The sequence below is a fragment of the Leptospiraceae bacterium genome (assembly GCA_016708435.1).
Taxonomy (GTDB): Bacteria; Spirochaetota; Leptospiria; order Leptospirales; family Leptospiraceae; genus UBA2033.
In genome coordinates this window covers 13,385-39,554 of the sequence record JADJFV010000013.1, presented here as the reverse complement: position 1 = coordinate 39,554, position 26,170 = coordinate 13,385, and the positions used below count along the sequence as shown (strand labels likewise).

The following is a 26,170-nucleotide window of genomic DNA, read 5'->3' as shown; positions in this document are numbered from 1 at the left end:
CTTCACAGGAAAATATGCTTAGCACTATCTAGATTTTTTACCAATCACCAAGGTCTTGAGCACGTATAAACACGGATGGTTTTGAAAAGTCTTATTATCCATACATTCGACTCAGGATATTCCTGCTTGCCACCTCCAACATAGCGATGCAAGTCTTTGCTCATTCGTCGCAATAAGACTCAGTGGTTCAGTGCATCTGTAGCAATTCATCCCTTCTGTTCCAATAACTTATTCCGATTTTATACTTGAAGAATTTTAGGCTTTTCAGGATAGTCAAAACTAGACCAATTCTAATGGAGCATCTCTGTGGTAACAATCAAAATTGATGGTGTAGAATACAAAGTAGACGAAAAGAAAAACCTCATCGACGCAGTCAAAGCAGTCGGAACTGATATCCCTTATTTCTGTTATCATCCATCGTTAAGCATAGTCGGTATGTGCCGCATGTGCCTTATCGAAATCGAAGGAAATCCTAAAGTGCAGGCAGCATGTAATACGCCTGTAAAAGAAGGATTATCTATTATAACCAAAAGCAAACGAGTTCTTGAATCCCGTGAAGGCACAATGGAGTTTTTGCTAGCCAATCACCCTCTTGATTGTCCGGTTTGTGATAAAGCAGGAGAATGTGATTTACAAGACAATGCCTTCTCTGCAGGTAAAGGTGTCTCTCGCTTTGAATTTGAAAAGCGCAATGTTCCCCAGGAAGAGATCGGAGACAATCTCATGATTAACCACAATCGTTGCATTGTATGTTTCCGTTGTGTTCGCTTCGAAGAAGAATTAGTCAAAGAATCAAACCTCGGTTTATTCCAAAGAGGATATCATTCTCTCATTGGGCTTGCCAATGATAAAACAATTAAGCACAACTACCAAGGTGCACTTTCTGATATCTGCCCAACCGGAGCCCTACTCAATCACAAAACTCTTTTTAAATCGAGAGTATGGTGGTATAAAACATCCAAATCTATTTGTCATGGTTGTAGCACAGGCTGTAATATCGAAACCAATGTGAGAGATAATAAAATGTATCGCTACATGACCAGAGAAAACGCAGAGCTTGGAATGTATTTCCTTTGCGATAAAGGACGTTTCGACCTAGATTGGTTAAATGAAAATAGACTCTTCGCTTATTATGAAAAAGGATTACCAAGCGAAAGCTCTGTAGTCATTCCAAAGATCTTAGACAAAATCAAATCCTCTAAAAAGATCGCTATCATCGGGGGAGCACATGAGTCTAATGAGAATTTAGCGCTCATTAAAGCACAGGCAGAGAAGCTTGGAAAAGACATCCTATTTGAGGCAAGAACTAGTAAACCACAATACTTCCTTCCTGAACAAGCTGACTTTTTGATGACTACCGATGCTCATCCAAATACAAAAGGAACCTTTGATCAAGCCTTTAATTCTACAGGCGGAATTGATTCTATCGTAAAAGATTTCAATGCGGGTAAGATTGATTTGCTGTTCATCCTCAAAGAAGACATTCCTGTTGAATTAAAAGGACCCGGATCGATTGTAGTTCTTCATACAAATATCACTGCTTCTGTAAAGGATGCAGACTTTGCAGTTCCTATCAAAACATTTGCAGAGCAATCCGGAACTTTTACTAACAAAAATGGAATTAAACAGCACTTCGAGCTTGCAATTCAACCTTTACAAGGTCTTCCTTCATCGGGAGATTTCTTTAAAAGATTAAACTTAGAGCTTTCAATGAAAAAAGAGGAGTTAGCAATTGGCAACAATTAATGTTATAAATGTAATGAAGAAGCACCAGTTCGCCTGGTATGAAAAGTTTTATTTCTATTCAATCTCCAAAGGTCTTGTAATTACCTTAAAGCATTTTATAAAAGCTGCCTTTTTAAAAGGATCTGTTACGGTTCAATATCCCGATGAAAAGCGCGCCTACTCTTCTCGTTTCCGCGGAATGCACTCTCTTAAAAGAGATGAGCAAGGAAGAGAAAGATGCACGGCTTGCTTTTGCTGTATGTGGATTTGTCCAGCAGACGCTATTACCATTGAAGCAGCCGAAGTTCCGCCTGAAAGACAACACCTTCATCCCGAAGACAAGTATTCTAAGCGATTTGACATTGACCTACTACGTTGCATTTTCTGCGGCTTATGCGAAGAAGCCTGTCCGAAAGGAGCAATTTATCTAGACGGCGGTGGAGAAATGGCTGCTGACAATCGTTATGATTTAATTCTAACCAAAGAGCGCATGACCCAAAAAGTGGGCGGTCCAATCAAAGGACAAAGAAATTAAATTTAAACCTCTTAGATTAGTGCGATACAATTACGGATACATTGTATCCTAATTTAACATTGGGAAGTTTTGCAAAGGCACTACTTCCCTCTTTATTTCTCTCTGTGTAAATCTTGTCGGCACCGGGTGAATTTAAAATCCATAGCTGAGTAGCTACATTTAATTTCAATTTTAGCTATCTCAATAACAATCTCTGTGACTCTGTGGCAGTAACGTTTTTATTTCATCGCAAAAAAAGTATTACTTGCAAATTAATTCTGACTAGTAGTAAGATGATTTTTTTAGGCATCCCTAGTAGTATAGAAAGTTAAAATTTGAAATGAAAGATTTAGATAATACAGCATCCATATGCATTCTTTGCAATCAAGAGAAGACACCCGATGGAGTAACTACCAATGGTGTATTTAACTGTATTACTTGTGGAAACGAATGGATTCTTGAAAAAAGAAAATCACAAAGATTTTCCAAGGCTCAATTGGTGAGCGAGTATGCAAATCTAATCACCGAGTTTATTAGTATTTTCGATTCTAACTTAAATCTTCACCAGCTTTGTGATAAAACACTTTCCATATTTAGAACTAAATTCGGCATAGAAAAATCTGGCTTTTTGGTTCATGAACCCGTGAATCAATTTTTTAAATTTGAAAAATACATGGGAAGTCCTTTGACATCTTCCGTAATTACAAAATTAAAAACAAGCTCTCAAGACTCTTCGCATCCATTCTCTGAATGTGCAAAAAAACAAAAACCAGTATTGCGTCAATTTTCTGAGGATAATCAGTTTGATACCACATATAAAAAGATCACAGGGGATACCGTCTGTCAAATTTTAATTCCAATTATTTATAAATCGACTGCACTAGGCATCATCGTCTTTGACTTCAATGACTTGAATACAGCAGAAGAAAAATTTCAGCAAAGTGAAATCTATCAATTAGTTTCCAATCAAATAGCTGTAGCACTTTACCATACGATTATCTTCAATAAGTCAAATACAAAATATAGACAATTTGTAAATCTGCATTCTTCGGGGCTAACACTGAATAAGCACTACTTGAATAATACTTTAGAAATTATAAAGATGTCGCTTCTTACTATCTCTGGACTAGTTGATACCGATATAAATGTTCTTTTTATTTATAATCGAAAATTTAAAGTAATTACATCGCATAAATTAATCAGAACTATCGACTCATTAGATCTCAGTCAGGATTCAATTGTAGTTGAAAACTACGAAGAATACAAGTCTTTCTTTAACAAACAGGTTCCTACTTTGCTGTCCACGGATAGTCAGCCTCTATTTAAAAAACTTGGCTTCACCGGCAAACAAATATTAAATTTACCCTCCTTTACTCTCGAAGTAAATGATTATGTTTTTCTTCTGGGAAGATACTCTACGATTTTATTTACTCCCGATGAAGTGGAAGTGCTCGCCGCATATTCCGAATTAGTCAAGATTACAATCGACAATGCATTTTTATATCATAAAATGGCAAAGCAGGAGAGACTCGAAAAAGAAGTAGAAATTGCAAAAGAAATTCAGCAAAATCTGCTTCCCCGTGAAATGCCTCTTCATCCGAGATATGAATTTGCAGGACTCATGGTTCCAGCTCGCGAAATAGGAGGGGATTATTACGATATTCTTGTATCTCCCGATCAAAATGAAACGTTATTCGCAATCGGTGATGTATCAGGGAAAGGACTTCCTGCCGGTATGGTAATGGTAACCGCTCGCACTATTATTCATTCAGTAATCAGACGTTTGAGTAAACTAAAAGAAATCGTTACAGAATTAAACTCTTATCTCTATTATAATTCTCGCAATGCAGCTACCATGCGGTTTATGTCATTGACCCTCCTAAAATGGGCTTTAGACTCCAATGAATTTGAATACTGCGGAAGTGGTCATGGAAATGTTTTAGTCTATCGAGCTAAAACAAATACAATTGATATAATTTTTACAGGCGGAACAGTGCTTGGAATCATGCCTGATATCAGCGAGTTTTATTCTGAAGGAAAAATTGAAATGGACATTGGAGATTCTATTTTACTTTATACAGATGGAGTTACTGAATCTATGAATACTCGCGGAGACCAACTAGAAGAAATTGGTCTGATAGCTTCCTTTAAAAAGCACAATAAAAAAAGGCCCGCAGAAATCTTAGATGGAATTTACAAAGACCTGAAAGATTTTTCTGTTAATGTTACGTCACAACACGATGATATCACAATGCTAATCATTAAGAGGCATGTATGAGTTTCAAAGAGAATACTATTTTTTTATTTCAATCTGTCTATGAAAGATTAAAGCCCTATCATTCACTTCTTCAAAGCAAAACTCCTGTAATCGCTTTTTCTGGAGGCAAAGACTCTACCCTACTCGTTCATTTCTTTAAATACTTATCTAACACAAAGCATTTCCCGGAACCGATTCTATTTCATTTAGATCACTGTATTCGAAATAACTCTTTGCAAGAAGAAGAAATTAGATCGGAAATGAAAAGACTCTCTACGAAAACCATTACTAAAAAAAAAACATTCCAGAACTTTCTAAACGACTAAAAAAAAGCTTAGAAGAAACAGGAAGACTCTTTCGCTATAAGCTATTAAAGAAAATTACTAGAGAGGCTAATGGCTATATAACAACAGGACATCATATTGACGATTATATAGAAACAGTTTTCATTAACTTAATACGTGGTGGAGGTTACTCCTCTTTAAACGCAATTCCTATCTACAAAGATGGAATCTTTAGACCACTCTTAGTCTTTACAGAACTAGAAATGAATTCCATTTTAAAAGAAGAAGGCTGGAATGTATTTGAAGATGAATCAAACGATAGTGATAAATTTCTACGAAATAGAATTAGAAAGAAAATTCTTCCTTTCTTGAAAGAAGAAGGAATGAATACAAACAAAGTCTATGAAAACTTTCATAATACCGAAGAGATTCTCTTAGACTTAGGAGAATCAGTCAATGAAAAACAAATCGCTTCTTATTTAAGAATTGATAGTTTGAGCTTAAGTAAAATTAATCTCGGAAATTTAAAACAAATTCTAGATGTCTATGCCTCTCTCTTAAAAATTCATCCATTTACTAGGAGCATTCTTTTGGAAGTAAAAAAGGAATTAGAAAAACAAACTTCCTTCTTAATAGAAAATAGAGAAGTCATCCTCTCGAAGAGTTCGAAGAGTGATTTATTTCTAATTCCCAAAAATTCAAATACATTGAAGGAAGCGGTATTTGAAACAAGTGAGGATAAACAAATTCTACATTGGAATGGTAACTCGAAGGAAGTAAGCATTGAATTTAAAATTGGCTCGTATACAAATGGGTTAAAAATCGCTAAGAATGGTAAGCATTTTGCCATATCCGAGATTTTACGCGAAAAGCAAATTCCAATTCCAGTTCGAGAATTCATCCCGATTCTATTTAAAGAAAATCAAGCATCAATCATTTTATTCAGTTTATGGGATGACAGAATGAGGGATTTTATAGGAGACTTATTTTATGAGCACAGGTAATTTTGTTATACACTCCTCTTCTTTTCACTCCTCTCATGCAGATTGGAAAAAGATTCCAGAAAATCCTACTATGCCACAGATTGCTTTTTGTGGAAGATCAAATGCGGGCAAATCTAGTTTACTCAATGCAATACTAGAAAGAAAAGAAATCGCAAGAGTATCGGCTACTCCCGGTAAGACGCGTCTCATCAATTATTTCTTATTAAACAATCATTACTTCTTAGTTGACTTACCCGGATTTGGTTATGCAAAAGCTTCTAATGATAAGCGAGATGAGTTAATAGACATTGTAAATGGATACTTAAACCATGTTCAAACTTTAAAAATTCTATTTGTTCTATGTGATGCGGCAAGAGACCTTCCAGAAGAAGAAAAAGTCTTAATCGAAACTGCATTTGAAAAAGAGATTAAACCAGTTCTAGTAAGAACCAAAGTAGATAAACTAAATCAAAAAGACAAAGCTAGATTAAAAAAGGAAACGAATTTTTTAGAGCAGGAATTCCCTGAGCTACCTATCTTCCTGACTTCGACAAAGACAAAAATGGGAATATTGGAACTACGTAATCTATTAACGGAGTTCTAAGCCACTGTATCTAGGGTATGCCCTGTCGCTTGCATAAGACCAAGCTTCACAAGTGTATCTCTAAAATTACTTTGCAATTTCAAAATCGTATTCATAAAAGACTTAGATTTCTCAACGAATTCTTTATTTTTTAGCTCATCTAATTGGACAGTGATGCGACTTTTAGTTTCCCGTAACTCTTGCTCTCTTGCTTCATCTTTAATATCAGAAGGAGTCTTAAAGTTAGGATTACTATAATAAGTTTTTTTAAGAGATAAATCGATTTCTGTTTCGATTTGTTCGAGCTTATCCTTTAACTTGCTTTCTTGCATTGTAAGACCGTCATTTGAATTTTCGGACTTTCTTACTGCGTTAAAATCGACAGCGTCATCGCGTAGTGCAGGAACAGCTCGCTTGGAAGTTTGCTGCTTTGCTTCGGTAATGACAGAAGTTTCTCCGCCTACAGCAACTAATTTGCCTTTGCGGTATTCGTAGTCGATTTTCATATCAAGACTTCGAATTTCTGCTTTATCTCGTATTGCTTGTGATTTGAATTCGGCAACATGATCTAGCTCATGCGAGATTACATGCATAATAGATGTGCTAGAAGGTGAGCTTTCGACTCGCCCGTGCCCAATGTATTGTATTATGTCATTCTCTCTCGGTTTCTGAGAGGACAATTGACTTTGATAATTAGAAGTTATCCCTGTAGTCATCATAATAATATCCTCGAACGTTTTTTTTCATTTGAATAGACTTTTTTATTGCATATTACAGGACTTTTATAAAAAAGCAAGTAAATTTATGGCAGAGTAGAATTTTTAATCAGAAAGATTAAATTAAAGGCAGATTATGACTCATTAGATGGTTTGTAGTTTAGACTCTGTGAAGATTACTGGCTTGCAGTGGTCTTGGGTCACCTTTAGGTTTCGAAGTAAAGCTGTCAGCTTAAGAAAAAAGAGTTAACCACGAAGGGCACGAAGAACGCGAAGAACGCGAAGAAAAGACAGGATTTCATTCCAAAATCCCTTCGTGATCTTCGTGCCCTTCGCGGTTAAAGAACTTATAAAGAAGTATAGCCTTCTGTTAAACGTGCTCTTAGCTCTTTACGATTAGAATCTATTTTACCTAAGAAAGCTTGGAACTCTTGGTCATTGACTTGCGCTTTCTTTAAACCTTCTCCGATGCCTACATAGGTAGTAGGATCCGATTCCCAATTTAGGATTCCGTTTTTGCGGGCGACTTGGGCTAGGTCAGTGTTGTATTCTTTGTCAAATCCATTCTTGTAGTAAATGGCTGTTAAATCCCGAATGTCCATTTTATAGACTTGCAACTGTGCCTTGCCCCCGCCTGAGCTTGAGCCACTGATAGACTGAAGGGAACCAGAAATACTTTGCACGGAATCAGACAACTTGGAAATAGAATTCAAAGAGGTAGAAACTCCTGTGACAGAAGTAGAAATAGACCCAACTGATTCAAATATCTGACAGTTGAATAAAAACAAAAGACTTGCGGTCAGTAACAAATTTAATTTCATAATGATCTCCTTATTAACCTTTTTCAAACACTAACTTACAAATAAACCAGCTTGCAATCTAATTTTTTATTCCAATCACGATTGCTTGGAATGGTTTTAACATTACTTTAATTTTTCTAAGAGTGTTATCTATTTCAAGACTGTAGATTTTTTCTTTTGTCCAATAATCATTTGTATCGTTTAATTTAATTTTAATTGGAATATCTAGCTCTATCCATTCGTCTTTTTCGCTCGGATTCCATACGGCAAAGAATCCGGCTTCGTTGATAAATCCCCGCGGAAAACTTCCCCCAAACATTCCGAGAGGAATAGATCTTTTTCCCTGACAAAGCTTACTTAGCTGTAGAGTCTTTTCTAAGATTTCAATTCGATCTTGTTCAATGGTAACCAAGTTGTCACTAACAAGGAGTATCCCCCCGCTCATCGCCATTACAGTTGCCATGAGAATGGTTTGCGCTGGATTCATCTTGTTCTTTTCTTTTCTAACAATCAAGCAATCTGGATCATTGAGCCACCAATTTCTATGCATAAAACTTCTATTGATTGTATTGATTAATCCCTTCTCAGTGGATAATGCATGTTTGTCACTTAGAAGTCTACGTTTGATTTCTGGATACCAGAAAGGAGTAACATCACATCCAATTCTCATTCCATCAAAAATTCCAATCGAAGGAATCAGCGGCGCACCACAGCCAAGTAGAAACGTATTCTTACCAACCACCTTACGAATCAATTCCAGTGCTTGTCTATATCGTTCCGCAGGAGTTAAACGCTTGTTATACGGCACTCCCGGTAAGGAAGCAGAAAATAAAAAATCAAGCTTTAGATAATTGTATCCATAATCACGAGTGAATGTTTGAAATAGAGTTTCTAAAAATTCAATTGATTTTGGATGAGTCACGTCAAGGGTATAAGTATAATCTAATCCCCAGAGAGGATTCCATATAGCTGGAACAGGATTGCCTTTCGCGTCTTTTAGAACTGCTTCTGGATACAATGTAAAGAAAGAGCTTTTCTTTCTGACAAGAAAGGGAGCTAACCAAATTCCCGGTCTTAAATCTTGTTTTTTAATCTCCTCAGCGAGAAAACGAACCCCGCGCGGAAACTTCTCATTTACCACAGTCCAGTCCCCGATTTCATTTTGGTAGCCATCATCAATTTGAAAAAACTCTACAGGTAATTTGCGGTTTTTTACTTCATGAAGATTAGAAAGTATAATTTCTTCTGAGATATTTGTGTAATAATAATACCAGGAACACCAACCCGTAGGAACATCTTCTTCGGAAGGTTTTACTTTGTATTTTTTTCCTAAATTGACTCCATACTCTTCTAAGATAAGTTCGGGTGCAGTTTCACTGAATGCTTCGTATTTAACTTGTGTTAATTCAACCGGTGAATTAATCTTAAACTCAGGCGTGCAATAAAAATCATAAATAACCGCTAAAGAGGTTATTCGCTGTTTATCCCATAAAATTTGAAACTTAGTATTCTGATTTCCTACATCATTTACACCGAGAATAAATCCTCGGTTCTCTGTCTTAGAATGAGCTAAGAGTAATCCTTCACTAATAAAGTCTCCAGCCTTGCCGGGATGATCTGTGTAGATATTTTCCTGTCCGTATCTTAGAAATTTAAGAAGCTTAGGCGATACATCTTTTTGCTCTGATCCATAAGAGGAAGTAAAACTCCAAGACTGGTATCCATGTTGTAAAATTTTTAAATTGGCAATCGGCTCAATAATATCTAACTCTACCTTGAGATCTAAGATAAAGAGCCCAATGGATGGACGTTGATGCTCAATCCAGGATAAACTTCCTGAAAAAAGTAAATTCCCCGCTTTATCTTTTTTTCGAGTAAACTTTAACTCGAACAAATTGTCCTGACTCAGGTATTTGTTCTCTGAATGCTTTCGGAACTCGGAAAAATATGTTTTGTTAAAAATTTTATATTTTAAAGTGGCTTTATTCATTTTGTCCTATAAGTATGTATTAATTAAACGATAAATTCATTCAATAAAAAAGAGCTTTAAGTATTTACAAATTATGCAACCAAAACCTTCAACCATAAAACCAAAAGTTTTTCAATCTGATATAGACGAAGAATACTTCGAAGCGTATTCTAAAGATACTCATCTAGCAATTGACTGCGAGATGATGGGTCTCAATCCCAGAAGAGACAGACTCTGCCTAGTTCAAATTTGTGATTCTAGCAACCGATTTAGCTTAATTCAAATCCTACCAGACCAAAAAGAGGCTCCAAGACTACAAAAACTCTTTGAAAATCCTGAAATCACAAAGATTTTTCATTTTGCAAGAATGGATATGCAATTCTTAAAAGCATTTCTAGGAATCAAACTACAGGGAGTCTTCTGCACTAAGATTGCAAGTAAACTTGCTCGCACTTACACTGACAAGCATGGACTCAAAGAGCTCATCCGCGAATTCTTTGATGTAAACATAGACAAAAAAAATCAATCGAGCGACTGGGGAAAAAAGATTCTCTCCAAAGACCAATTGGATTATGCCGCAGAAGATGTTCGATATTTAATTTCACTCGAATTCCAACTGACAGAAATTCTAATCCGCGAAAATAGACTAGACCTAGCAGAAAAATGCTTTGCGTTCCTCCCTACTCTAATTGAATTAGATTACCTTGAGCTGAGAGATATTTTAGAGCATTGAAAAAACCGAGTAAACTTTTTATTTGTCAATCCTGCGGACAGGATTATTCACGCTGGGCTGGAAAATGCGAGTCCTGTGGAGAATGGAATACAATCGTTGAAGAAACAGGACAGGAGAGGTTTGGAAAGACTATCACCAAGAATAAATTGGAGAAGTATACCAAACCAAAACCAATTTCTGATATCAATGAAGAGGATTACAGGCGTATACCCACAGGGTTTAGTGAATTAGATCATGTGCTAGGTGGCGGAATTGTTCCGGGCAGTATGACTCTTATCGGTGGAGAACCCGGTGTAGGCAAATCAACATTAATCTTAGAAATGTCAAAGAGCCTTGCTAAGAATAAAAAAGTCCTTTATGTTTCGGGAGAGGAATCCGCAGGTCAAATCAGTCTTCGTGCCAAACGAATGGGCATCGACTCTAAGAATATTTTTATCTCCTCCGAAATCTACGTAGACAATATCGCAAGCATGATCGCAAGCGAAGAACCGGGTGTAGCCTTCATTGATTCCATTCAAACAATCACAAGAGAGTCCCTACCAAATGGAGCAGGAACTGTAACACAACTAAGAGAATGCTCGCAAATACTTCTTGAGACTGCAAAGAAAACAAACATTCCCATTTTCTTAATCGGTCATATAACAAAAGAAGGAAGCATCGCAGGACCCAAAGTTCTAGAGCATATTGTAGACACTGTTCTTTATTTTGAAAGCGATAAGCTCAATTACTACCGACTCCTGCGTGGAATCAAGAATCGTTTTGGTGCGGTAGGCGATATAGCTGTCTTCGAAATGCGCTCTACCGGACTCACCGAGGTAAAAGACAAACACAATCTTTTTATTTCTTCCAATCATGAAAATAGAACAGGCTCTATTATCTCTGTCGTCATGGAAGGAAGCCGTGCTTTATCCGTTGAAGTGCAAGCTCTAGTGAGCCGCTCTTCTTATTCCCAGGCACGCAGAACAGCAGAAGGTTTAGATAATAAGCGCTTGGTTCTACTAGCCGCTGTCTTAGAAAAATTCATGGGTCTCAAAATGGTAGAATGCGATATCTTTTGTAACCTTGCAGGCGGGCTTAACATTGACGAGCCTGCTCTTGATCTTGCAATCTGCGCTTCTATCGTTTCTAGTTATATCGAGAAAACGGCTAAGAAGAGTTATGCGGTCATTGGGGAAGTCGGTCTTTCCGGCGAAGTTAGATCTGTCAGTCATATCCATATCCGCCTAAAAGAACTTGCCAGTATCGGGATAACCCATCTTATCCTACCCAAAGGAAATATCTTAGAAGTAGAAGACAAAGATCTCAAGATGGAACTAATCGGAATCGAAACAGTAAGGGAATTAGAAAAATTGTTTTAAGAATTTACTTCGCCATTATTTTTTGGGTTTCATTTGTCCATTTTTCCCATACGTTCGGAGTCCTTTTTTCTTTATACTGTCTAATTTATTTCGTGTAGTTAAGTGAATAAATTTCATAATGTCTCTCCATCCAATTTTTTGTAAATTGTATAATTTCTTCTTCTGATTTCTTACTAAAAAACATCCTGCTAATTTCTAAAAACAAAGGCGCATAACCTTTCTTATCCTCCTTACTCTTAATTTGAATCGGGAAAATTGTTTTTAACCAATTCATATCATAAGGACTTTTCTTCATTTCATGCCGGATTCTTTTCTCTTCTAGTCTTTGCTCTTGCACTTCTTTCTTCCTAATTTCATTTAGATAATACGCCTCATTTCCTACTCGAATAGGATGAATTTTTATTGTAGTCTCTTCCAATGCAGAATATTTAACTTCAAGTTTGGAATCAATTACCGCATAACGTCCCACTACTCCATAGCCAAGTCCGAATAGTTCCGATTGACCTAAACTATAGGAATACTCGAAATGCATATGGCCGATAAACACTTTAGATGGTCGTGCATCCCGAATAAGTTCTGTTATCCTCAGACTACCAAAGGACATCCATTTACTGCTCTCATTTTGTTTCGCTAAATAAGGAGGCTCATGCAAGAGAAAAAAAAATCAACCTTATTAGAGCTAAGAGTTTTCCTACTTCTAGAATATTCTTCTTCTGAAATATGCTGTCGCCCGAATCTAGAAGTTTCAGAGCGAGGAAAAATCTTCCCAAGACCTGCAATCTTTAACTTTTGCTTTGCAAAGTCTATTGTATGCACTTGATTTTGTTTTAAAGGGATAAAGTTTTCAACCTTTATTCTGTCTTCTAGTAGATCATCATATAAGTCAAAGTCTTCGTGATTCCCCGCAATATTGTATACTGGAACAGAAAATTTCTTCTCTCCTTTTAGGTAAGGTAGAAATTCTCCTATTGGGTCATTATGTCGGAGAATATTTTTAATTTCCTTCTGTGACATTCTTCCCGAATACTTACCAGTAGCCTCATCTAAAACACCAATGGAATTTTCATCATATACACCAATATCTCCTGCATGTAAAATGGCGACTACTTCGCCTGACGCATTTTCTTTTTGAAATATTTCTTCAATGATCTCAAAATTTCCGTGTGTATCACCGACAATAATTATTTTCTGGTTCATGTTAACCTCCTAAAGGAATGATAGAAGTAATTGTAACAACACTGCTATCCGTGCATTTCAATTTATAAAATAGAAATGCATAGTTAGCCTAATAGTCAATCGTGCGTTGGTTCTTTTGGTGTTTCTTGGAAAATCTAAATCCAGTTAATGACTTAGTTTATAGAGACAGGTAGAGAACAAAAACAGATTGAATTATTCGAATTGAAACAACATTCTTTCATAGCTTTGTTCTCCTTTTTTTCATAATTTATTGACTTACTTTTGTTGTCAAGAATTACAAGAATAAATATTTTGAAAGGCTATCCTTTTCACCGTTTAATACTTTTGGCAATGTTCAGAAAGCTTTCTAATTCTGTTTGTCGTCTGACTAAAGAAAAAAAGAAAGCCAATGTATTAAATGCGTCTACATCTGCTCTATGCGCCGTGCCTACAAAATTTATTTTAAACTCTGCCATAGCGGATTTTAATCCTGCAAAGGGACTTTTTTTAGCGGCTAACATTAAATACATATATATATTACTCACATCAATACTCCTTCTGCTAAAAGAATTAAAAATTAAACTCCGATCATTAAACTCATCTACTAAACAATCTGCGTCTCCAGCACCCCATACAATAGAATTTTTCATAACGTCTTTTGCCTGCAATAATTCAGACAATTCATCCGCAACTGTTTTATGTGATACCGCATAAGAACGAATATCCTCATCTGTGATTCCAGTTAATTCTACAATGTTCGGAAAAATTTTTTCTTCTGGATCAAGATACCATTTCACAGTAAGATATTCTTTTGGATCTTGTGCAATATTTCCAATGGCAATTCCTACTTGAATTATTTTGGGATTCGGCGTTGAATTATTAGGACCATTGTTAAGTTCTAAATCAAGTGCGACGAAATTTTTGTCTAATTTAAGCATTTTTCTAATCAGGCAAATGATTGGATTATAAAAGTTCAGTCTGAACAAACCTATCCTAATGGAAATGATTCGTTCTTTTTGAATGATTATTTTTGATAGATTTTGGAAGGTAAGGATTTCGTGAATAGAAAAGTCTTACTTTAAAAGAGACTTACCTTAAAGGCAAGTTTCGAGAACAAAACCTGTAAAAATATCGGACTGAATACAATTATAATCTGTCATACGTTCTGTTCTCCTTTTGGAATATGATTTTTTAACTATACTTAAATGTCAAGGACTACTAAAAATAATTGAATCAAATTTTAAAATTCAATATCCCTATCCTTCTGTGCGGTATATACCTTATTGCCCACTGAAATAGTATAAGGCTCGTCGAACTTTTTTTGTGAATCACAAAATTGACTCAGATCAAAGTCAATCACTGTTAGCTGCTTGGTATCTGGATCTATTAGAATATTATTCGAATGTAAATCGTTATGTTTAAATTTAATATCGTTCCAGAATGCAAATGTAGATTTAAGTTTCCCTTCAATAACTGCTCTACGTATATCGCCTAACTCAACTTTATTTTCCACACGATACTCCCACAATGTCGGATTCTGCACAAACTCCATCACCTGGTAAGTATTATTTTCATCTGTAAACAAAGGAAAGGGAAGTTTCGCAACATCTGCATTTACATCTCGCTCTTTATTCGATAAGTGGAATAGTTTTTCATGAAGTGTCATCTGGTCGGAAAATCTAAATTGAGGCAAATCATCCTTAAACAGAAAATTGGGTGTTTTAATTAGAACTCTATGTTTTTCGATCGCGCTTAACCTTTTTCTGATTCCGATTGACAAATTAAATTCTTTTGGAAAGTCAATCAGGTAAATTATATTTCTAGAACCATTGAGTGCTTTTGTAAAATGTTTCGGGCTAAGTTCTTTATTTATAAAATTGCTAATTTCCTTCCATACTTTTGCATCCTTTTTCGAATTATAGTTTGAAATGAATTTATCAAGGTAATTTCTAAATTCCTGTCTAAAACTCAATATAATAAAGCCCAAGTTTAATAGTTCTTGTGGATAATCGATGATAGCCTTTATTATTGAATTTAATTTCTTTTTGTCTGATATTATAAAATTCGAAGGGATTAATGCCTCTAGTTTCTTTTGCATCTCCATCTTCGTTAAATTTTCTTTTTCTGGTAAAATGAAAATCTGTAACAATGAATTAAAGTATTCTTTGAACGCTTTCGATTCGTTGGATAGAATTCGAAGACTTCCTAGATCGTCTGGGGTAAGGTTTTGTAGAAACATAGGCTTTTTTATTGTTCGGAGTCTGAATGATTTTGACGATTTTCCAGATTTTTCTATCTAATTTTTAAAACCTCATTTTATTGAGGTCAAGCTTTTTCCTTTTTTGCGTTTAAATACAAATCTTTTTCTTTCTGAGATACTTTATCGGAGGCTATATTTACTATTTGGACTAAATGGTTTTAATAAGGAATAGGTTGTTAAACTTAATAGTAAAGTTTTTGTTTGCTGTAAGAGTTTTATTTTTCAATGAGATTGACAAGTTTTTAAACCAAGATTCTTTTGAAAATATTCATGTTGATTAAGGTCGCAACTGTTACATACGGATACTACGGCTGGAGGCGGAAAGAATGGAAGGAGAAAAAAAGGTTCATATTGATTGGGATCAAGTGAGTATACTTAGAAGTTGAACCTCTTAAACACCACCAAAGAAAGGCTTTTATTTATTTGTCTCAGAAATGAAAAGACCTTTCTCTTAGCGCAAGATAGAAAAAGCCAAATTATATAAGAAAATCTAAAAATAGTAATTCCTATACGATTTGCTAAATAAGGCTTTCTGAATTAGCTCTTCCATTTCAGGAATCTCCATTCCTTCCCTTATTTCTTTTAGCACAAATTCCAGGTCAATGGGGGAAAGTTTTAAGAGTCTTTTGGGGTTTTTCGCAAAAGTCCTTTCTAAAACATTGTCCAAGGCATTCTTGGTCTCATATGTATCGCAGTTATCGCTAAAAGAGCAGTGGAATAAAATAATTGTAATGGTTCGCAGATTATCCGTATCGGGATAAAACCGAATATTTCTTTTTCTCCATTTTCCAAAAAACTTGTTGGATTCGCTGTAAAAATATTTTATATTTTCTATCATACTCAGTTTTAAGGACTTATAAATAATCTTTTTAATTTTCCATATATGTCTGGATAAATTTTCTGGAAATTCAGCCCAATCACTTTTTAAATAAAAAATTTTGTCTAACTTTATTAAAAAATATGGAAAATCCTCTAATTTCACCATTTGAGAATTCACTTGTTTCATTAGATCTTCGTAAGTAGTATCATATTTCCAATTCATATAGAGTTCTTTAACATCAGTTATGTGTTCTAAAAATGCCGAATCAAAAATACGCTGCATGAATTCCGGTTTGCCTTCTAAAAATCCGATATTTTGAGATATGATTTGATAAAACCTAAGAACCTTTACTGATTTTTGTGTTTCATCAATTTTTTGTGCTTGTGATAATTTACCACTTACCGTAGACATAAGGTTTTCATATTCCACGAACGAATAGTCGTCCAGTCGATCAACTAGAAACCTGATTCTATTGCTAAGTAATTTTGAACTTAGTTTAGTAAATTCTAGCTGATGTTCTTCTTTTGCGTCATATAATCTTTTGTAGAAATCATCCATATATATTTGCCTCAATTCCCATTTTCACTTCCGTTAATTTTATAGGGTCATCCTTTACAGATTTAAATTCTACAGAAAGATCAGTATTAATTACCGCATAACGTCCTACTACTCCATATCCTAATCCATATATATTAGAATTTCCTAATATATTAAAATATTCAAAGTGCATATGTCCGATAAAAACTTTAGAAGGACGAGACTCCCGAATAAGTTTTGTTATCCTCGGACTGCCAAAAGACATCCATCCTTGATATTCTTTTTGTCTAGAAAGATATATTGGTTCATGAAGTAAAAATATATCAACTCCTTTACTTAGCGTTCTCTTAATTAGGTCGAAATCTTTGTCTCTGATATGCAGGGGACCTATCTTATCACTTCCAGGACGGGGAAATATCTTTCCTAAACCTGCAATTTTTAGTCTCTGCTTTCCGAATTCTATTTCATAAACCTTACTCGGATGCAAAGGGATAAAGTTTTCCACTTTCACTTTACCATCTAATAGTTCATCATACAAATCAAAATCTTCATGATTTCCTTCAATATTATAAAAAGGGACAGGAAACTTTTTTTCTCCTTTAATATACGGTAAAAACTCTCCTACAGGGTTATTGTGCCGAATGATTAATTTGATTTCGCGCTCAGTAAGTCTTCCTGTATACTTACAAGTAACCTCATCTAAAACACCAATAGAATTTTCATCATATACACCAATATCTCCTGCATGTAAAATGGCGACTACTCCGCCTAACGCATTTTCTTTTTGAAATATCTTTTCAATGACTTCATAATTTCCGTGTGTATCGCCAATTATTATTAGTTTCTGGTTCATGGTATCCTCCTGATTTAATGAAAGAAAGAAAGTAATCAATCTGCTGTCCGTGCATTTCAATTCATAAAATAAAAATGCATAGTTAGCCTAATAGTCAATCGTGCGTTGGTTCTTTTGGTGTTTCTTGGAAAATCTAAATCTAGTTAAAGAGATAGTTTATAGAGACAGGTAGAGAACAAAAACAGATTGAATTATTCGAATTGATACAACATTCTTTCATAGCTTTGTTCTCCTTTTTTTACATAATTTATTGACTTACTTTTCTTGTCAAGAATTACAGAACAAAAATCCTTCTTAACTCACCTAACGGTGGGTTTGCTGCCGCAGGCTATTGGTTTATTAGAGTTATCTAATATTATCTATTTCATCAAAAAACCCATTGCGTAAGGTGAGTTATAAAAATTCTTCTACAAAACGACCATCGATAAAGAATAGATAGACTAACGCATAGTCTACCTATTTTTAAATTCTTGTTATCCTCTTCTTTCTTCGATAAACACTTCTAAACAATCTTTGTTAAGCCTTGTCTTCCAATTCTTTCGATTCCAGCAAAGGTATTCTTGGAAATCAAAGCTACCAACTTTATGCTTTTCCTTCCAAAGTTCTTCCTTTAAAGCCTTAGTCACTTTATGAAAGGCAAAGCAATAGTTGCCGTAGCTAAGTTTAATCCAAGTTCCTTTGATCCAGTTTTTCCTTCGCAGGCTTTCAGGAAAACCTTCAAACGTATGAAGATGACTCCATACATAACCAAAGTGCCGAAATGTCTTTAGTGGCTTGAAATAACAAAGACGAATATCATCGTAAGGAACGTGTGCTAGTTTTCTAAAAAGACCGACAAAAGAATCTTCTAACGGCTGAGCAATATCAACCCAATTCTTTTTGAGCCCTTTTCTCTTTAGTTGCCTTAAAACTTCTTTGCTAACCCAATGATCGCAAAGAACCTGTTCGCCTCGATAATATTCAGAAGGCTTAAAATTGCCCTCTACTTTGAATCGTTCCCCGTTTTCATCTCTGAGCCATACTGACTTTTGAGTGATATGATAGGGCTCTCGATTCGAAACAAGAAAGTATTCTACAAATCCTTTTGGAAAAGCATAGAAGCCTCTCTTCTTTGGAGGATAATGATAACTTTCCTCTCTCCCTTTAAGTGTTTGCTTAAAGGACTTTATAACCCCACTACGCACAAATCTAATTTTTGGATAATCTTTTCTCATTCGTAATCTCCTTTAGAGTATTACTAATGAGCCGTTACCCCTCCTGAGAATATTTTCATGATTCATCTTCTCCAATTCTTTTTTGAGTTTAGTTTTTTTAGACTAAAGATTAATTTATTTTGTTATAAATTTTTTATTTTTTTTGGAGGTATTCATTCATAGTTTGCGGCAAACTGGTTAGCCTTTTGGAAAATGTAAGGCTAGATTTTTGTGGCTAGCCGGGTGTTTTAGTTGTTACAAAAAACTACCAGCTCTAATTCAAAACTAACTCGCCACCTGTTTCCTTTACCCACTTGGCAGCATTTTCTGAAACAAGCAAACCTTCGTAACCTGGAAGTTTTGCATTCTTAAAATTCTTGCGAATCCATTTAAAGAAGTCATCGGCATTTTTTAGAAACTCTGGATTTTTTAGAGGCTCGGTCTTTGCTGCTTTGTCAAGATAATCCTTTGCGTAATAAACGCGACCTCTTCGAATTACATTCTTCTCATTCTGTGGAGGATACCAAAATTCTACCACAGGAGAATTGCTACTATCTATTAAATAATGATTTTGTGTTGGAACATGTTTAATAATTACCAAATCTTGGTCTTCTTTCCGAACCAAATATTTAAAACTCTGAATTTCTTTTCCTTCGCGCACTCTATCCAAGATAGAATCTACGAACTCCAATTTATTTTCCCTCATTGGTTGGCTTATGATTAGCCAACCGTTACTATGAATGTAAGCGTTAATTGCTTCTGCATCATTGGGTGTTAAGTAAAAATTAATTTGGCTACTTTTCATTGTCTTCTTCCGATTTTATATCATTGTAAGGATGAAATTAGAGTAATCATCGAGTCGTCTTTGAATTCCTTCTGGTGTCCATACGGAGGATCGTTCCAGTCCGTTGCATTCCTCTTTAGTAGCTGGTCGGCGAATTCCTTTTTCTTCAATAAAAAACTGTTCGGGGTTTAAAGGATTTTGTATAAATTGAGGTGGAATAGTAACAGGGTATTCCTCTAAAGATACCTTACCAACTTTCTGCCAAAGTCCTTTTGTAATTGCATAGTAATTGATCGCAGTTATAAACAATACAGGAGAAGAAAGATAAACCTACACGATTTGATAATTTCACCAAATCAACCCAATTCCTTTCAACTGTTTTAAACGAATAAAAAGGGCGCCTTCGCTGACTTTAAATTCTTTTGCTATCCATTGCAAAGGACTTTCATCAAACCAATTTTCAGGCAAATTCTTCCATGCTACTCTTATTTGCTCTTCGGGCATTAGAAGCTCTGCAGCAAATTGGTTTGCTTCTCGCTCGATTTTGATCCCGTGTAGATTGGGAGAATCGGAGCGTAGAAAAATCTTAGTATCCATATGGACTCCACTCATCTTATGCAAAACAAAATGAGCAATCTCATGGGCTAAAGAAAATCTTCTTCTATTTGGATGATGGTGTGAGTTTAAAAGAACAATTGGTTCTTCTTTTGTCCTACAATCCAACACACCAGAAACGTTATCCGGCAGATCTTCTTCGATAACTCTAATTCCAAGCTTCTCTGCAACTTTATTCAAATCCACAGCACCTGATTTGTATTCTATTAAATTAAATAATCGTTGAATCTCACTCGCAAATTTTGATTCCATTGGGTTCTCCCGTTGAATGACATTTTTTATTTCTTTATATCTTTTTTATATTTATCTAACTTTTCCAAGACAAAGGTTTGTTCGTCAGATGAAAAGTTCTTTTCGGTAGAAACGTCCGTTGGGTCATCTGATACAAAACCGGGAACCAATTTGGATGGAGAAATTTGCAAAAGAACTGCAATATCCATCAGTCTATCTAGACTTAGTTTTTGATTTCCCTTTTCAATATGATTCCAAGTAACACGGGTAACACCGATTTTCTCCGCAGCGTATTCTTGGGACAAGCCCATAGACTGCCTAGCATCTGCAATTCGTCTTCCGATTGCAGTATAAAATTGCTTTTGATTTTCCATTTTTAGTCCTCCTGCCCAAAAAAGGATTGGTTTACCATTTTTGTATGACCCAATAGGACAGTCAAGAACTGTTATTAATAATTATTAACTCTAATTCAAGGCTATTTAACTTTTCATATGTTAATATTTTTATACATAATTTAATTTTACATATAATTTTTTGTTGCTTTATTATGATATATTTCGTATAGTAACTTTGAACTATGTCACTTAGACCAAGTTCAAAAAAATTCCAAGGAGTATACTACCAATGGTTAAGTATACATTGTTTAAAAATAAGTTGAGTACGTCGGCAATTGCCCCGTATCTCCCCAAAACCCTGCTTGAAGGAACTCTTTCCTTTGAGCAATTCATTAAGGCTCTCGCCTATGGCTCCACCGCTACAGCAGCAGATGTAAAAGCTGTTCTGGAAAACATAGAGCGAGTATGTATAGAACATCTTTCACAAGGTAGAAGTGTGAATCTAGGATTTTGCACGATCAGACCACAAGTGAAAGGAAGTTTTCAAAACCCGGAAGATAGCTTCACTGCAGAGAAGAATTGGATTGAAGTTTCCTTTGCTCCAAATCCAACTTTCCAAAAGAAAGTCACTCTCGAAGCAAAGCTCCAACGGGTAGCACAAAACAAAACTCTTCCCCTCCTCTTGTCTCTCGAAAACCACACCACTGGATTAGAAGCTTCAATGGTTGCCGGTGACCTACTCACTCTTCATGGTGAAAACTTGAAGTTTGACAAGTCAGCGGCTAACGTGGGTGTATTCTTCGAGCATGCAGGAATAGAACAAAGAGTATCCGAATACTCACAAGTTTCAGGAAAAGTAGTTTCCTTCAAGGTACCAAACGGGCTGGTATCTGGAGAAAGTTACAAACTGAAATTGAAAAGTATCTTCGGACAAGAAATAAGAACAGGAGAATTGGAATACGAAGTTAGAGCAGCGTAGTCCATCTCCCTGTTTCACAATTTATTTTTTAAGGCTATTTCTGCAGAAGTAGCCTTAACTTTTGAAAAACATAAGGCTACTCACAAAAAAGTCAAGGCTAATTTTTCGTAACTAGCTGCTAGTTTTGGAAATCATGCAGCTACTTTTGAAACACGTAAGGCTAGATTTTTGTGGTTAGCTGGGTGTTTTTTTAAGTTAACATCCTTACACTGAACTAAGCAACTCGTCCTCCATAGGCAGCATTTTTCAGTTCTAGTCTGCACTTCGATACACGGCGTTTGTGTAAACGAAATCTTTGTACTATACACGCACTCAGTGACCGAACTTTTTTACTTTTCCAATTCTACTCAATAAAATCCGGTTGGTGAGTGAAAAACCTAATCTTTTCTAGGTTTTTTGTATCGAACTACCCCATCATCACTTTTTGTAAAATCAAACTCGTTGCCTTTGCATCGTCTAAGGCACGGTGAAATTGAAAGTCTGTTTGAATCTCCATTTTTTGTAAAAGGTGTTCAATTGAAATGCCAGAGGTCGAGTGGTTATTCTTTGCTAGCCAGTAAATAGCTAGACTTCTAACATCAAGTCCCCCACCGACAAAATAATTACTATAATTCAAACCCGACACTCGAACTTCTTTTCGAAGTAGAGGCAAATCATAATAAATCCCAAAACTTGATAACGTAGATTTATTCTTTTCCCCATACCAATCTATAAATTTCAAAAATACATCTTTGAAGATTGGTTTATCCGAAACCATTTCGGGGGTAATGTTTGTTATCTTGCTAATCTCAGGAAGAATTTCATATTCACTTGGTTTGATTAGCTCTGAGAATTCTGATTTCACTTCTAATGTCTTTTTGTCTAGTTTAACTGCGCCTATTTCTATTATGTTGCTTTCTTCGATTTCGTTTCGTCCGAAGGTTTTGCAAGATGCTTCTAGGTCAAAGATAACGATGTCGGATGAGAATTTCAAGGGTGACTCCTACAAATAAGTATTCTAGCAAATCAATGATTGGACTTACCCCTTTTTTCGTAAAGGAAATCTAAAATTCAATGTTTTGGTTTTTGTATTTGCTTTTTAAAATTTTTGATTATATCCTGCACGGATGCTTTCAAATAGTTTTCCGTTTGCTGACTACGAATTACAATCTTTTCAGGTAAAAGTATTGCCGATAAATGACCACCCACAGCACATCCAGTATCAACTTGTATTTTATTATTTTCTATTAAAACTTCAGGTAGACTGCTATGACCACAAACTACGACTTTGGAGGTTAAATTAAGATAATCCGATTCATACTTGGAAAAGGTATAATCATTATCATTTTGCTCTTCAAGAGATTTCTGTTTATTTAAACCTGAATGGGTAAAAATATAATTCTCTGTTTGATAAATAAATTGCAGGTTATCCTTTAGCCACTGGAAGTTGCTTTCCGAAATTTTCTTATCTTTTAAATACTTAATTTTCTCTTTTTTATTTTTCATTCCGTTTACCGCTTGCATTAGCCATAGTTCATGATTTCCACAAAGAAAAATTGCATCTTCTAATTCTCTCAATCTAGACAGTACTCCATCAGAAAATGGTCCCCTATCAATATAGTCTCCTAAAAATACCAACCGATGTTCTGGATAAGATTTTACCATTTCCAATATCTCATTTAGTTCATCGAGACAACCATGAATATCCCCAATAGCGATAATTTTTTCTGTATTCATTGTTTGTCCAATTCAATTCTCTCTCATAAAAATCTGTCAATTCCTATTTCTAACTATTCTGAATGGTATTGCAAATTTATTGAAATCGTTAATTAATTACAGATAATTTCAAACTTCAAAATTTTGGTTTTAATAAGATTCTCTATAAATAATCTTCAGGGTTATCAAATAAAATTTCTTGAATCAATTCTTCAAGATACAAAATGGGATATTTTTGCGTTATACCATTTCTCAAAAAGAATTGCGTCTAAACAATTCAAATAAGTTGAAATGGTCTATACTGATTCACTTTTCTATAAAATCTTACACAACGACTAAGTAGAATCAGTATATATTCTCCAATATAGGCCAAATGTTGATCGGAGACATTGTGAGTAATTTCTCTTTTCTTTCTCTTCACCTTCTATCTGCTATTGGCTTTGCCTATTTTATAAGCGACTCAAAATTCGTTCCTGCATATTCCAATTGCTCATCTGTTAAATATTCCGATTCTTTCATATGGACATTACAAAATATCAAGAATCTTACTTGACTCATATACTCAATGAAAAATATCCTAGACTGAAATCTTTATCTGGACTCTACTGAATGCCACTTAATAAAATAACCGTATTTTACAAAAACGATACAGATCAAGGAATTGGTTTAGAAATGAACCAAGATGCTTTTAAAAAAGGAAAATTTGAAGGAGTCGTTGAAAATCTTAAAGACACTTACACAAGAATGTGGAACGACTTTGCTAATAAAAATAAATCAGATGAATTAGTAAAAAATATTTTATTACAACTGGAACAAATGTGTAAAGAAAAAAATGAAACTGGAGAGTTATCTTTTGAATCTTGCCTAGATTTAATCGGAGATGTCTGGTTACTTACTCAAAAAAATATAATTGAAACCAATGACTTTAATGGCTGTTTCTTCCACTATACCAAAATTCAAAACGGAATAACTATATCAGTTGTTAGAACGGAATAATTTGCCATTAAAGAAATTATTGCAAGGTAAATAAACGATTCACTACTCACTGTAGTGGCTTTGTATTTTTTCTTTTTACTTTTAAATACAAATCTTTTTCTTTACTAGGAACCGTATCGGAGGCTAAATACATTGGCTCTAATTCTTCTAGAAGTTTAGAGTGCAAAAATGCAGAGTGAAAGTATTTACATTCCTCTGGATATTCAGCTTTAATTTCTTCTCTTTTCTTTTGAAACCAATCTGCCGAATTTGGAAATTTAAACTTAAAGGGACTGTCTAATATTATATTTACAATTAAATTTTCAGCCATAATTTTAGCATTCATAGTTGATTCGGAATCTTCCGGCAAAATCTTATTAGCCTCATTATAGACATGTTCATTAAAATATTCTATTTCTTTTCTTTCTTTAGAAGTTCGCATTGTTTTTATACCATCCTTTCTAAAATATTTAGGCTTATAATTGTCGTAATATTTTGTGTCGGTTTCATGTTATTATCCACTAAAAGAACTTAACTCAATTAATCTATCGGGAGTTCCGATGCATAGTAAATCTTTTAAAGGCTTATATCGTTCAGCGTTACAAATAAAATCTATGAACTCATTCGGATTTCCATCTGTAAATAATACTGGCATGAAAGCCTTTTTACTCCTGTAGTTAAGAATATGAAAGATCATTGTTGTTAGCATCACATGTTCTGTTTCATTCTTTTTTTCCATAATCGATTTTGGAACTACAATGATTCTAGCATTTACTTGGTCATCTAGTTTCCAAAGAGAATAAATCCATAATACTTGAAAGCCTCTCAGCGTTTTTGTTCCTGTATGATCGGTATCCATGATTTGCATTTTTTTATCCAATTTTAAAACTCTAAAATCTTTCATTCCATTTTCAAGTAAGAAATTTTCAAACTTTGGTTTACAATCAGTATAAATTTTAAAGTAGTAATCTTCTAAGACTTTTATCTCTTTCATAGCGTTCTCCTTATTTAACTTCATTCTCAAATCTATCAAGTAACAGTCGATAGTCTTTTAGCATACTTTCCAATACAGGGTCATGCTTTTTTTGTAGTCTGTATTCGAATGATTTATAGAGTCCAAAGTAATAATCTATCTTACTAGGCGTAAACTTAGTAAGCCCCAATTTATATTCAGAGATATTCTCATAGAAATTATCGTATTTATCACTGCAGCTTATTAATATGGCTTCGTGAGAATAAACATATTTTGCAAGAAAGATTTTATGTTGCTTCAATACTAAAGAGTCGTCAATAGACGAATCGGTTAATTCTACTACAAGTTTAACCGTAGGTTCTTTAAAATGTTTACTTAGTTCTTCTACAGAGCAGCCACCTTCTTCGATATTGTCATGCAATGCTCCGGCGGATAATATCGAATTATCTCTTACTCCATGTTCTAAAAGAAAGCAAATAACTCGTACAATATGGGTATAATATGGTAAGCCTGTTCGCTTACGAACCACATGCTTTAATTTTAACGCTGAGAATTCAATTGCCTTTCTCGACTCTATACTTATCATAAATGGTTCTCCGTTGGAATAAATTTGAGTTTATTTTTCTTTGTTCATTTTAATTACGATTTCTAGGAAAGAGAAAATTTCGAGTCCGAGTTCTGCGTATAATACCCGTAATCCTCTTCGGTAAAGATTTATTTCTTTTTCTGTGAAATTATTTTTTTTAGTATTTCTGTTTATATCAGATGGATTCATTGTAAAACTCCTTCTTGTAAAAGTTCTCTGCTAGAATTGTGTCGGTG

At 34.8% G+C, this 26,170-nt stretch carries 30 protein-coding genes and 1 pseudogene; 10 read left to right on the top strand and 21 right to left on the bottom strand.

Annotated features, from left to right (window positions below):
• Nucleotides 1-306: 306 nt before the first annotated feature.
• Both IPH52_15830 and IPH52_15825 read left to right on the top strand, forming a co-directional pair.
• Nucleotides 307-1,746 carry a (2Fe-2S)-binding protein gene (locus IPH52_15830; GenBank protein MBK7056481.1) on the top strand — a complete coding sequence of 480 codons (1,440 nt, stop codon included), beginning with the start codon at nucleotides 307-309 and terminating at the stop codon, nucleotides 1,744-1,746.
• Nucleotides 1,733-2,260, top strand: a complete 528-nt coding sequence (locus IPH52_15825; protein MBK7056480.1) for an NADH-quinone oxidoreductase subunit I — start codon at nucleotides 1,733-1,735, stop codon at nucleotides 2,258-2,260. The genes IPH52_15830 and IPH52_15825 overlap by 14 nt, the downstream gene beginning before the upstream one ends.
• Nucleotides 2,261-2,276: 16 nt before the next feature.
• On the opposite strand, the gene IPH52_15820 is transcribed toward IPH52_15825, so the two are convergent.
• The gene (locus IPH52_15820) at nucleotides 2,277-2,429 is read right to left on the bottom strand and encodes a hypothetical protein (GenBank protein MBK7056479.1); all 153 of its coding nucleotides are present in this window, start codon (nucleotides 2,427-2,429) and stop codon (nucleotides 2,277-2,279) included.
• Nucleotides 2,430-2,579: 150 nt separating this feature from the next.
• Here IPH52_15820 and IPH52_15815 point away from each other — a divergent pair, with 150 nt between their 5' ends.
• The 4 genes from IPH52_15815 to IPH52_15800 are packed head-to-tail and all read left to right on the top strand — an operon-like array spanning nucleotide 2,580 to nucleotide 6,367.
• Nucleotides 2,580-4,517, top strand: coding sequence for a PP2C family protein-serine/threonine phosphatase (locus IPH52_15815; protein MBK7056478.1), 1,938 nt, complete (start codon nucleotides 2,580-2,582; stop codon nucleotides 4,515-4,517).
• A complete protein-coding gene (locus tag IPH52_15810; GenBank protein ID MBK7056477.1) occupies nucleotides 4,514-4,822 on the top strand; it encodes an arginosuccinate synthase in 309 nt (102 codons plus the stop codon). Before IPH52_15815 ends, IPH52_15810 begins: the two co-directional genes overlap by 4 nt.
• Nucleotides 4,798-5,784, top strand: coding sequence for a tRNA lysidine(34) synthetase TilS (gene tilS, locus IPH52_15805; protein ID MBK7056476.1), 987 nt, complete (start codon nucleotides 4,798-4,800; stop codon nucleotides 5,782-5,784). The genes IPH52_15810 and tilS overlap by 25 nt, the downstream gene beginning before the upstream one ends.
• On the top strand, nucleotides 5,771-6,367 hold the full coding sequence (locus IPH52_15800; protein ID MBK7056475.1) for a YihA family ribosome biogenesis GTP-binding protein: 597 nt from the start codon (nucleotides 5,771-5,773) through the stop codon (nucleotides 6,365-6,367). The genes tilS and IPH52_15800 overlap by 14 nt, the downstream gene beginning before the upstream one ends.
• A gap of 416 nt (nucleotides 6,368-6,783) precedes the next feature.
• On the opposite strand, the pseudogene IPH52_15795 reads toward IPH52_15800, so the two are convergent.
• The 3 genes and pseudogenes from IPH52_15795 to IPH52_15785 all read right to left on the bottom strand — a co-directional run bounded on the left by IPH52_15795 (nucleotide 6,784) and on the right by IPH52_15785 (nucleotide 9,852).
• Nucleotides 6,784-7,062, bottom strand: a pseudogene (locus tag IPH52_15795) (hypothetical protein).
• Nucleotides 7,063-7,409: 347 nt separating this feature from the next.
• Nucleotides 7,410-7,883 carry a putative lipoprotein gene (locus tag IPH52_15790; protein MBK7056474.1) on the bottom strand — a complete coding sequence of 158 codons (474 nt, stop codon included), beginning with the start codon at nucleotides 7,881-7,883 and terminating at the stop codon, nucleotides 7,410-7,412.
• A gap of 58 nt (nucleotides 7,884-7,941) precedes the next feature.
• On the bottom strand, nucleotides 7,942-9,852 hold the full coding sequence (locus tag IPH52_15785) for an alpha-galactosidase (protein MBK7056473.1): 1,911 nt from the start codon (nucleotides 9,850-9,852) through the stop codon (nucleotides 7,942-7,944).
• A gap of 73 nt (nucleotides 9,853-9,925) precedes the next feature.
• On the opposite strand from IPH52_15785, the gene IPH52_15780 reads away from it, so the two are divergent.
• Both IPH52_15780 and radA read left to right on the top strand, forming a co-directional pair.
• Entirely contained in the window at nucleotides 9,926-10,564 is a 639-nt protein-coding gene (locus tag IPH52_15780) for a ribonuclease D (GenBank protein MBK7056472.1), read from the top strand.
• Nucleotides 10,561-11,922, top strand: a complete 1,362-nt coding sequence (radA, locus tag IPH52_15775) for a DNA repair protein RadA (protein ID MBK7056471.1) — start codon at nucleotides 10,561-10,563, stop codon at nucleotides 11,920-11,922. Before IPH52_15780 ends, radA begins: the two co-directional genes overlap by 4 nt.
• A gap of 85 nt (nucleotides 11,923-12,007) precedes the next feature.
• Here the strand turns inward: radA and IPH52_15770 are convergent, their stop codons facing one another.
• The 11 genes from IPH52_15770 to IPH52_15720 form a co-directional block, all read right to left on the bottom strand.
• Nucleotides 12,008-12,469, bottom strand: coding sequence for a hypothetical protein (locus tag IPH52_15770; protein MBK7056470.1), 462 nt, complete (start codon nucleotides 12,467-12,469; stop codon nucleotides 12,008-12,010).
• A gap of 83 nt (nucleotides 12,470-12,552) precedes the next feature.
• A complete protein-coding gene (locus IPH52_15765; protein MBK7056469.1) occupies nucleotides 12,553-13,119 on the bottom strand; it encodes a metallophosphoesterase in 567 nt (188 codons plus the stop codon).
• A 308-nt stretch (nucleotides 13,120-13,427) separates the two neighbouring features.
• On the bottom strand, nucleotides 13,428-14,036 hold the full coding sequence (locus tag IPH52_15760; protein MBK7056468.1) for a hypothetical protein: 609 nt from the start codon (nucleotides 14,034-14,036) through the stop codon (nucleotides 13,428-13,430).
• Between the two features lie 302 nt (nucleotides 14,037-14,338).
• A complete protein-coding gene (locus tag IPH52_15755) occupies nucleotides 14,339-15,337 on the bottom strand; it encodes a hypothetical protein (protein ID MBK7056467.1) in 999 nt (332 codons plus the stop codon).
• Between the two features lie 511 nt (nucleotides 15,338-15,848).
• Nucleotides 15,849-16,736 (bottom strand): hypothetical protein, encoded by an 888-nt coding sequence (locus IPH52_15750; GenBank protein ID MBK7056466.1) that lies wholly within the window; start codon nucleotides 16,734-16,736, stop codon nucleotides 15,849-15,851.
• A complete protein-coding gene (locus IPH52_15745) occupies nucleotides 16,729-17,568 on the bottom strand; it encodes a metallophosphoesterase (GenBank protein ID MBK7056465.1) in 840 nt (279 codons plus the stop codon). Before IPH52_15745 ends, IPH52_15750 begins: the two co-directional genes overlap by 8 nt.
• 473 nt (nucleotides 17,569-18,041) lie before the next feature.
• The gene (locus tag IPH52_15740; GenBank protein MBK7056464.1) at nucleotides 18,042-18,782 is read right to left on the bottom strand and encodes a hypothetical protein; all 741 of its coding nucleotides are present in this window, start codon (nucleotides 18,780-18,782) and stop codon (nucleotides 18,042-18,044) included.
• Between the two features lie 253 nt (nucleotides 18,783-19,035).
• Nucleotides 19,036-19,566: a hypothetical protein gene (locus IPH52_15735; protein ID MBK7056463.1), complete on the bottom strand. Its 531-nt coding sequence runs from the start codon at nucleotides 19,564-19,566 to the stop codon at nucleotides 19,036-19,038.
• A 15-nt stretch (nucleotides 19,567-19,581) separates the two neighbouring features.
• Entirely contained in the window at nucleotides 19,582-19,854 is a 273-nt protein-coding gene (locus IPH52_15730; protein MBK7056462.1) for a hypothetical protein, read from the bottom strand.
• Between the two features lie 39 nt (nucleotides 19,855-19,893).
• Nucleotides 19,894-20,412: an ImmA/IrrE family metallo-endopeptidase gene (locus tag IPH52_15725; GenBank protein MBK7056461.1), complete on the bottom strand. Its 519-nt coding sequence runs from the start codon at nucleotides 20,410-20,412 to the stop codon at nucleotides 19,894-19,896.
• Between the two features lie 26 nt (nucleotides 20,413-20,438).
• Nucleotides 20,439-20,765, bottom strand: a complete 327-nt coding sequence (locus tag IPH52_15720; GenBank protein ID MBK7056460.1) for a helix-turn-helix transcriptional regulator — start codon at nucleotides 20,763-20,765, stop codon at nucleotides 20,439-20,441.
• Nucleotides 20,766-21,015: 250 nt separating this feature from the next.
• Between IPH52_15720 and IPH52_15715 the strand changes: the two genes are divergently transcribed.
• Entirely contained in the window at nucleotides 21,016-21,705 is a 690-nt protein-coding gene (locus tag IPH52_15715; GenBank protein MBK7056459.1) for a DUF4469 domain-containing protein, read from the top strand.
• A 406-nt stretch (nucleotides 21,706-22,111) separates the two neighbouring features.
• Here IPH52_15715 and IPH52_15710 read toward each other — a convergent pair whose 3' ends face one another.
• Nucleotides 22,112-22,678, bottom strand: a complete 567-nt coding sequence (locus IPH52_15710; protein ID MBK7056458.1) for an exonuclease domain-containing protein — start codon at nucleotides 22,676-22,678, stop codon at nucleotides 22,112-22,114.
• A gap of 77 nt (nucleotides 22,679-22,755) precedes the next feature.
• A complete protein-coding gene (locus IPH52_15705; GenBank protein MBK7056457.1) occupies nucleotides 22,756-23,421 on the bottom strand; it encodes a serine/threonine protein phosphatase in 666 nt (221 codons plus the stop codon).
• A gap of 588 nt (nucleotides 23,422-24,009) precedes the next feature.
• On the opposite strand from IPH52_15705, the gene IPH52_15700 reads away from it, so the two are divergent.
• Nucleotides 24,010-24,396 (top strand): hypothetical protein, encoded by a 387-nt coding sequence (locus tag IPH52_15700; protein MBK7056456.1) that lies wholly within the window; start codon nucleotides 24,010-24,012, stop codon nucleotides 24,394-24,396.
• Between the two features lie 46 nt (nucleotides 24,397-24,442).
• On the opposite strand, the gene IPH52_15695 is transcribed toward IPH52_15700, so the two are convergent.
• The 4 genes from IPH52_15695 to IPH52_15680 all read right to left on the bottom strand — a co-directional run bounded on the left by IPH52_15695 (nucleotide 24,443) and on the right by IPH52_15680 (nucleotide 26,123).
• Nucleotides 24,443-24,817 carry a hypothetical protein gene (locus tag IPH52_15695; protein ID MBK7056455.1) on the bottom strand — a complete coding sequence of 125 codons (375 nt, stop codon included), beginning with the start codon at nucleotides 24,815-24,817 and terminating at the stop codon, nucleotides 24,443-24,445.
• Nucleotides 24,818-24,889: 72 nt separating this feature from the next.
• A complete protein-coding gene (locus IPH52_15690) occupies nucleotides 24,890-25,369 on the bottom strand; it encodes a hypothetical protein (GenBank protein MBK7056454.1) in 480 nt (159 codons plus the stop codon).
• A 10-nt stretch (nucleotides 25,370-25,379) separates the two neighbouring features.
• Nucleotides 25,380-25,934, bottom strand: a complete 555-nt coding sequence (locus IPH52_15685) for a bifunctional (p)ppGpp synthetase/guanosine-3',5'-bis(diphosphate) 3'-pyrophosphohydrolase (GenBank protein MBK7056453.1) — start codon at nucleotides 25,932-25,934, stop codon at nucleotides 25,380-25,382.
• Between the two features lie 30 nt (nucleotides 25,935-25,964).
• A complete protein-coding gene (locus tag IPH52_15680) occupies nucleotides 25,965-26,123 on the bottom strand; it encodes a hypothetical protein (protein MBK7056452.1) in 159 nt (52 codons plus the stop codon).
• Nucleotides 26,124-26,170: the final 47 nt, after the last annotated feature.

Excerpts from the sequence above, each read along its gene's own strand:
- IPH52_15815 (MBK7056478.1), top strand. The coding sequence starts at position 2,580 with ATGAAAGATTTAGATAATACAGCATCCATATGCATTCTTTGCAATCAA.
- IPH52_15745 (MBK7056465.1), bottom strand. The coding sequence starts at position 17,568 with ATGAACCAGAAACTAATAATAATTGGCGATACACACGGAAATTATGAA.
- IPH52_15705 (MBK7056457.1), bottom strand. The coding sequence starts at position 23,421 with ATGAATACAGAAAAAATTATCGCTATTGGGGATATTCATGGTTGTCTC.
- IPH52_15700 (MBK7056456.1), top strand. The coding sequence starts at position 24,010 with ATGCCACTTAATAAAATAACCGTATTTTACAAAAACGATACAGATCAA.
- IPH52_15740 (MBK7056464.1), bottom strand. The coding sequence starts at position 18,782 with ATGAGAAAAGATTATCCAAAAATTAGATTTGTGCGTAGTGGGGTTATA.
- IPH52_15715 (MBK7056459.1), top strand. The coding sequence starts at position 21,016 with ATGGTTAAGTATACATTGTTTAAAAATAAGTTGAGTACGTCGGCAATT.
- IPH52_15810 (MBK7056477.1), top strand. The coding sequence starts at position 4,514 with ATGAGTTTCAAAGAGAATACTATTTTTTTATTTCAATCTGTCTATGAA.
- IPH52_15725 (MBK7056461.1), bottom strand. The coding sequence starts at position 20,412 with ATGGAATCAAAATTTGCGAGTGAGATTCAACGATTATTTAATTTAATA.
- IPH52_15800 (MBK7056475.1), top strand. The coding sequence starts at position 5,771 with ATGAGCACAGGTAATTTTGTTATACACTCCTCTTCTTTTCACTCCTCT.
- IPH52_15685 (MBK7056453.1), bottom strand. The coding sequence starts at position 25,934 with ATGATAAGTATAGAGTCGAGAAAGGCAATTGAATTCTCAGCGTTAAAA.
- IPH52_15735 (MBK7056463.1), bottom strand. The coding sequence starts at position 19,566 with ATGAAAAGTAGCCAAATTAATTTTTACTTAACACCCAATGATGCAGAA.
- IPH52_15765 (MBK7056469.1), bottom strand. The coding sequence starts at position 13,119 with ATGAACCAGAAAATAATTATTGTCGGTGATACACACGGAAATTTTGAG.
- IPH52_15755 (MBK7056467.1), bottom strand. The coding sequence starts at position 15,337 with ATGTTTCTACAAAACCTTACCCCAGACGATCTAGGAAGTCTTCGAATT.
- IPH52_15785 (MBK7056473.1), bottom strand. The coding sequence starts at position 9,852 with ATGAATAAAGCCACTTTAAAATATAAAATTTTTAACAAAACATATTTT.
- IPH52_15750 (MBK7056466.1), bottom strand. The coding sequence starts at position 16,736 with ATGGATGATTTCTACAAAAGATTATATGACGCAAAAGAAGAACATCAG.
- IPH52_15790 (MBK7056474.1), bottom strand. The coding sequence starts at position 7,883 with ATGAAATTAAATTTGTTACTGACCGCAAGTCTTTTGTTTTTATTCAAC.
- IPH52_15680 (MBK7056452.1), bottom strand. The coding sequence starts at position 26,123 with ATGAATCCATCTGATATAAACAGAAATACTAAAAAAAATAATTTCACA.
- IPH52_15690 (MBK7056454.1), bottom strand. The coding sequence starts at position 25,369 with ATGAAAGAGATAAAAGTCTTAGAAGATTACTACTTTAAAATTTATACT.
- IPH52_15780 (MBK7056472.1), top strand. The coding sequence starts at position 9,926 with ATGCAACCAAAACCTTCAACCATAAAACCAAAAGTTTTTCAATCTGAT.
- IPH52_15720 (MBK7056460.1), bottom strand. The coding sequence starts at position 20,765 with ATGGAAAATCAAAAGCAATTTTATACTGCAATCGGAAGACGAATTGCA.
- IPH52_15695 (MBK7056455.1), bottom strand. The coding sequence starts at position 24,817 with ATGCGAACTTCTAAAGAAAGAAAAGAAATAGAATATTTTAATGAACAT.
- IPH52_15760 (MBK7056468.1), bottom strand. The coding sequence starts at position 14,036 with ATGCTTAAATTAGACAAAAATTTCGTCGCACTTGATTTAGAACTTAAC.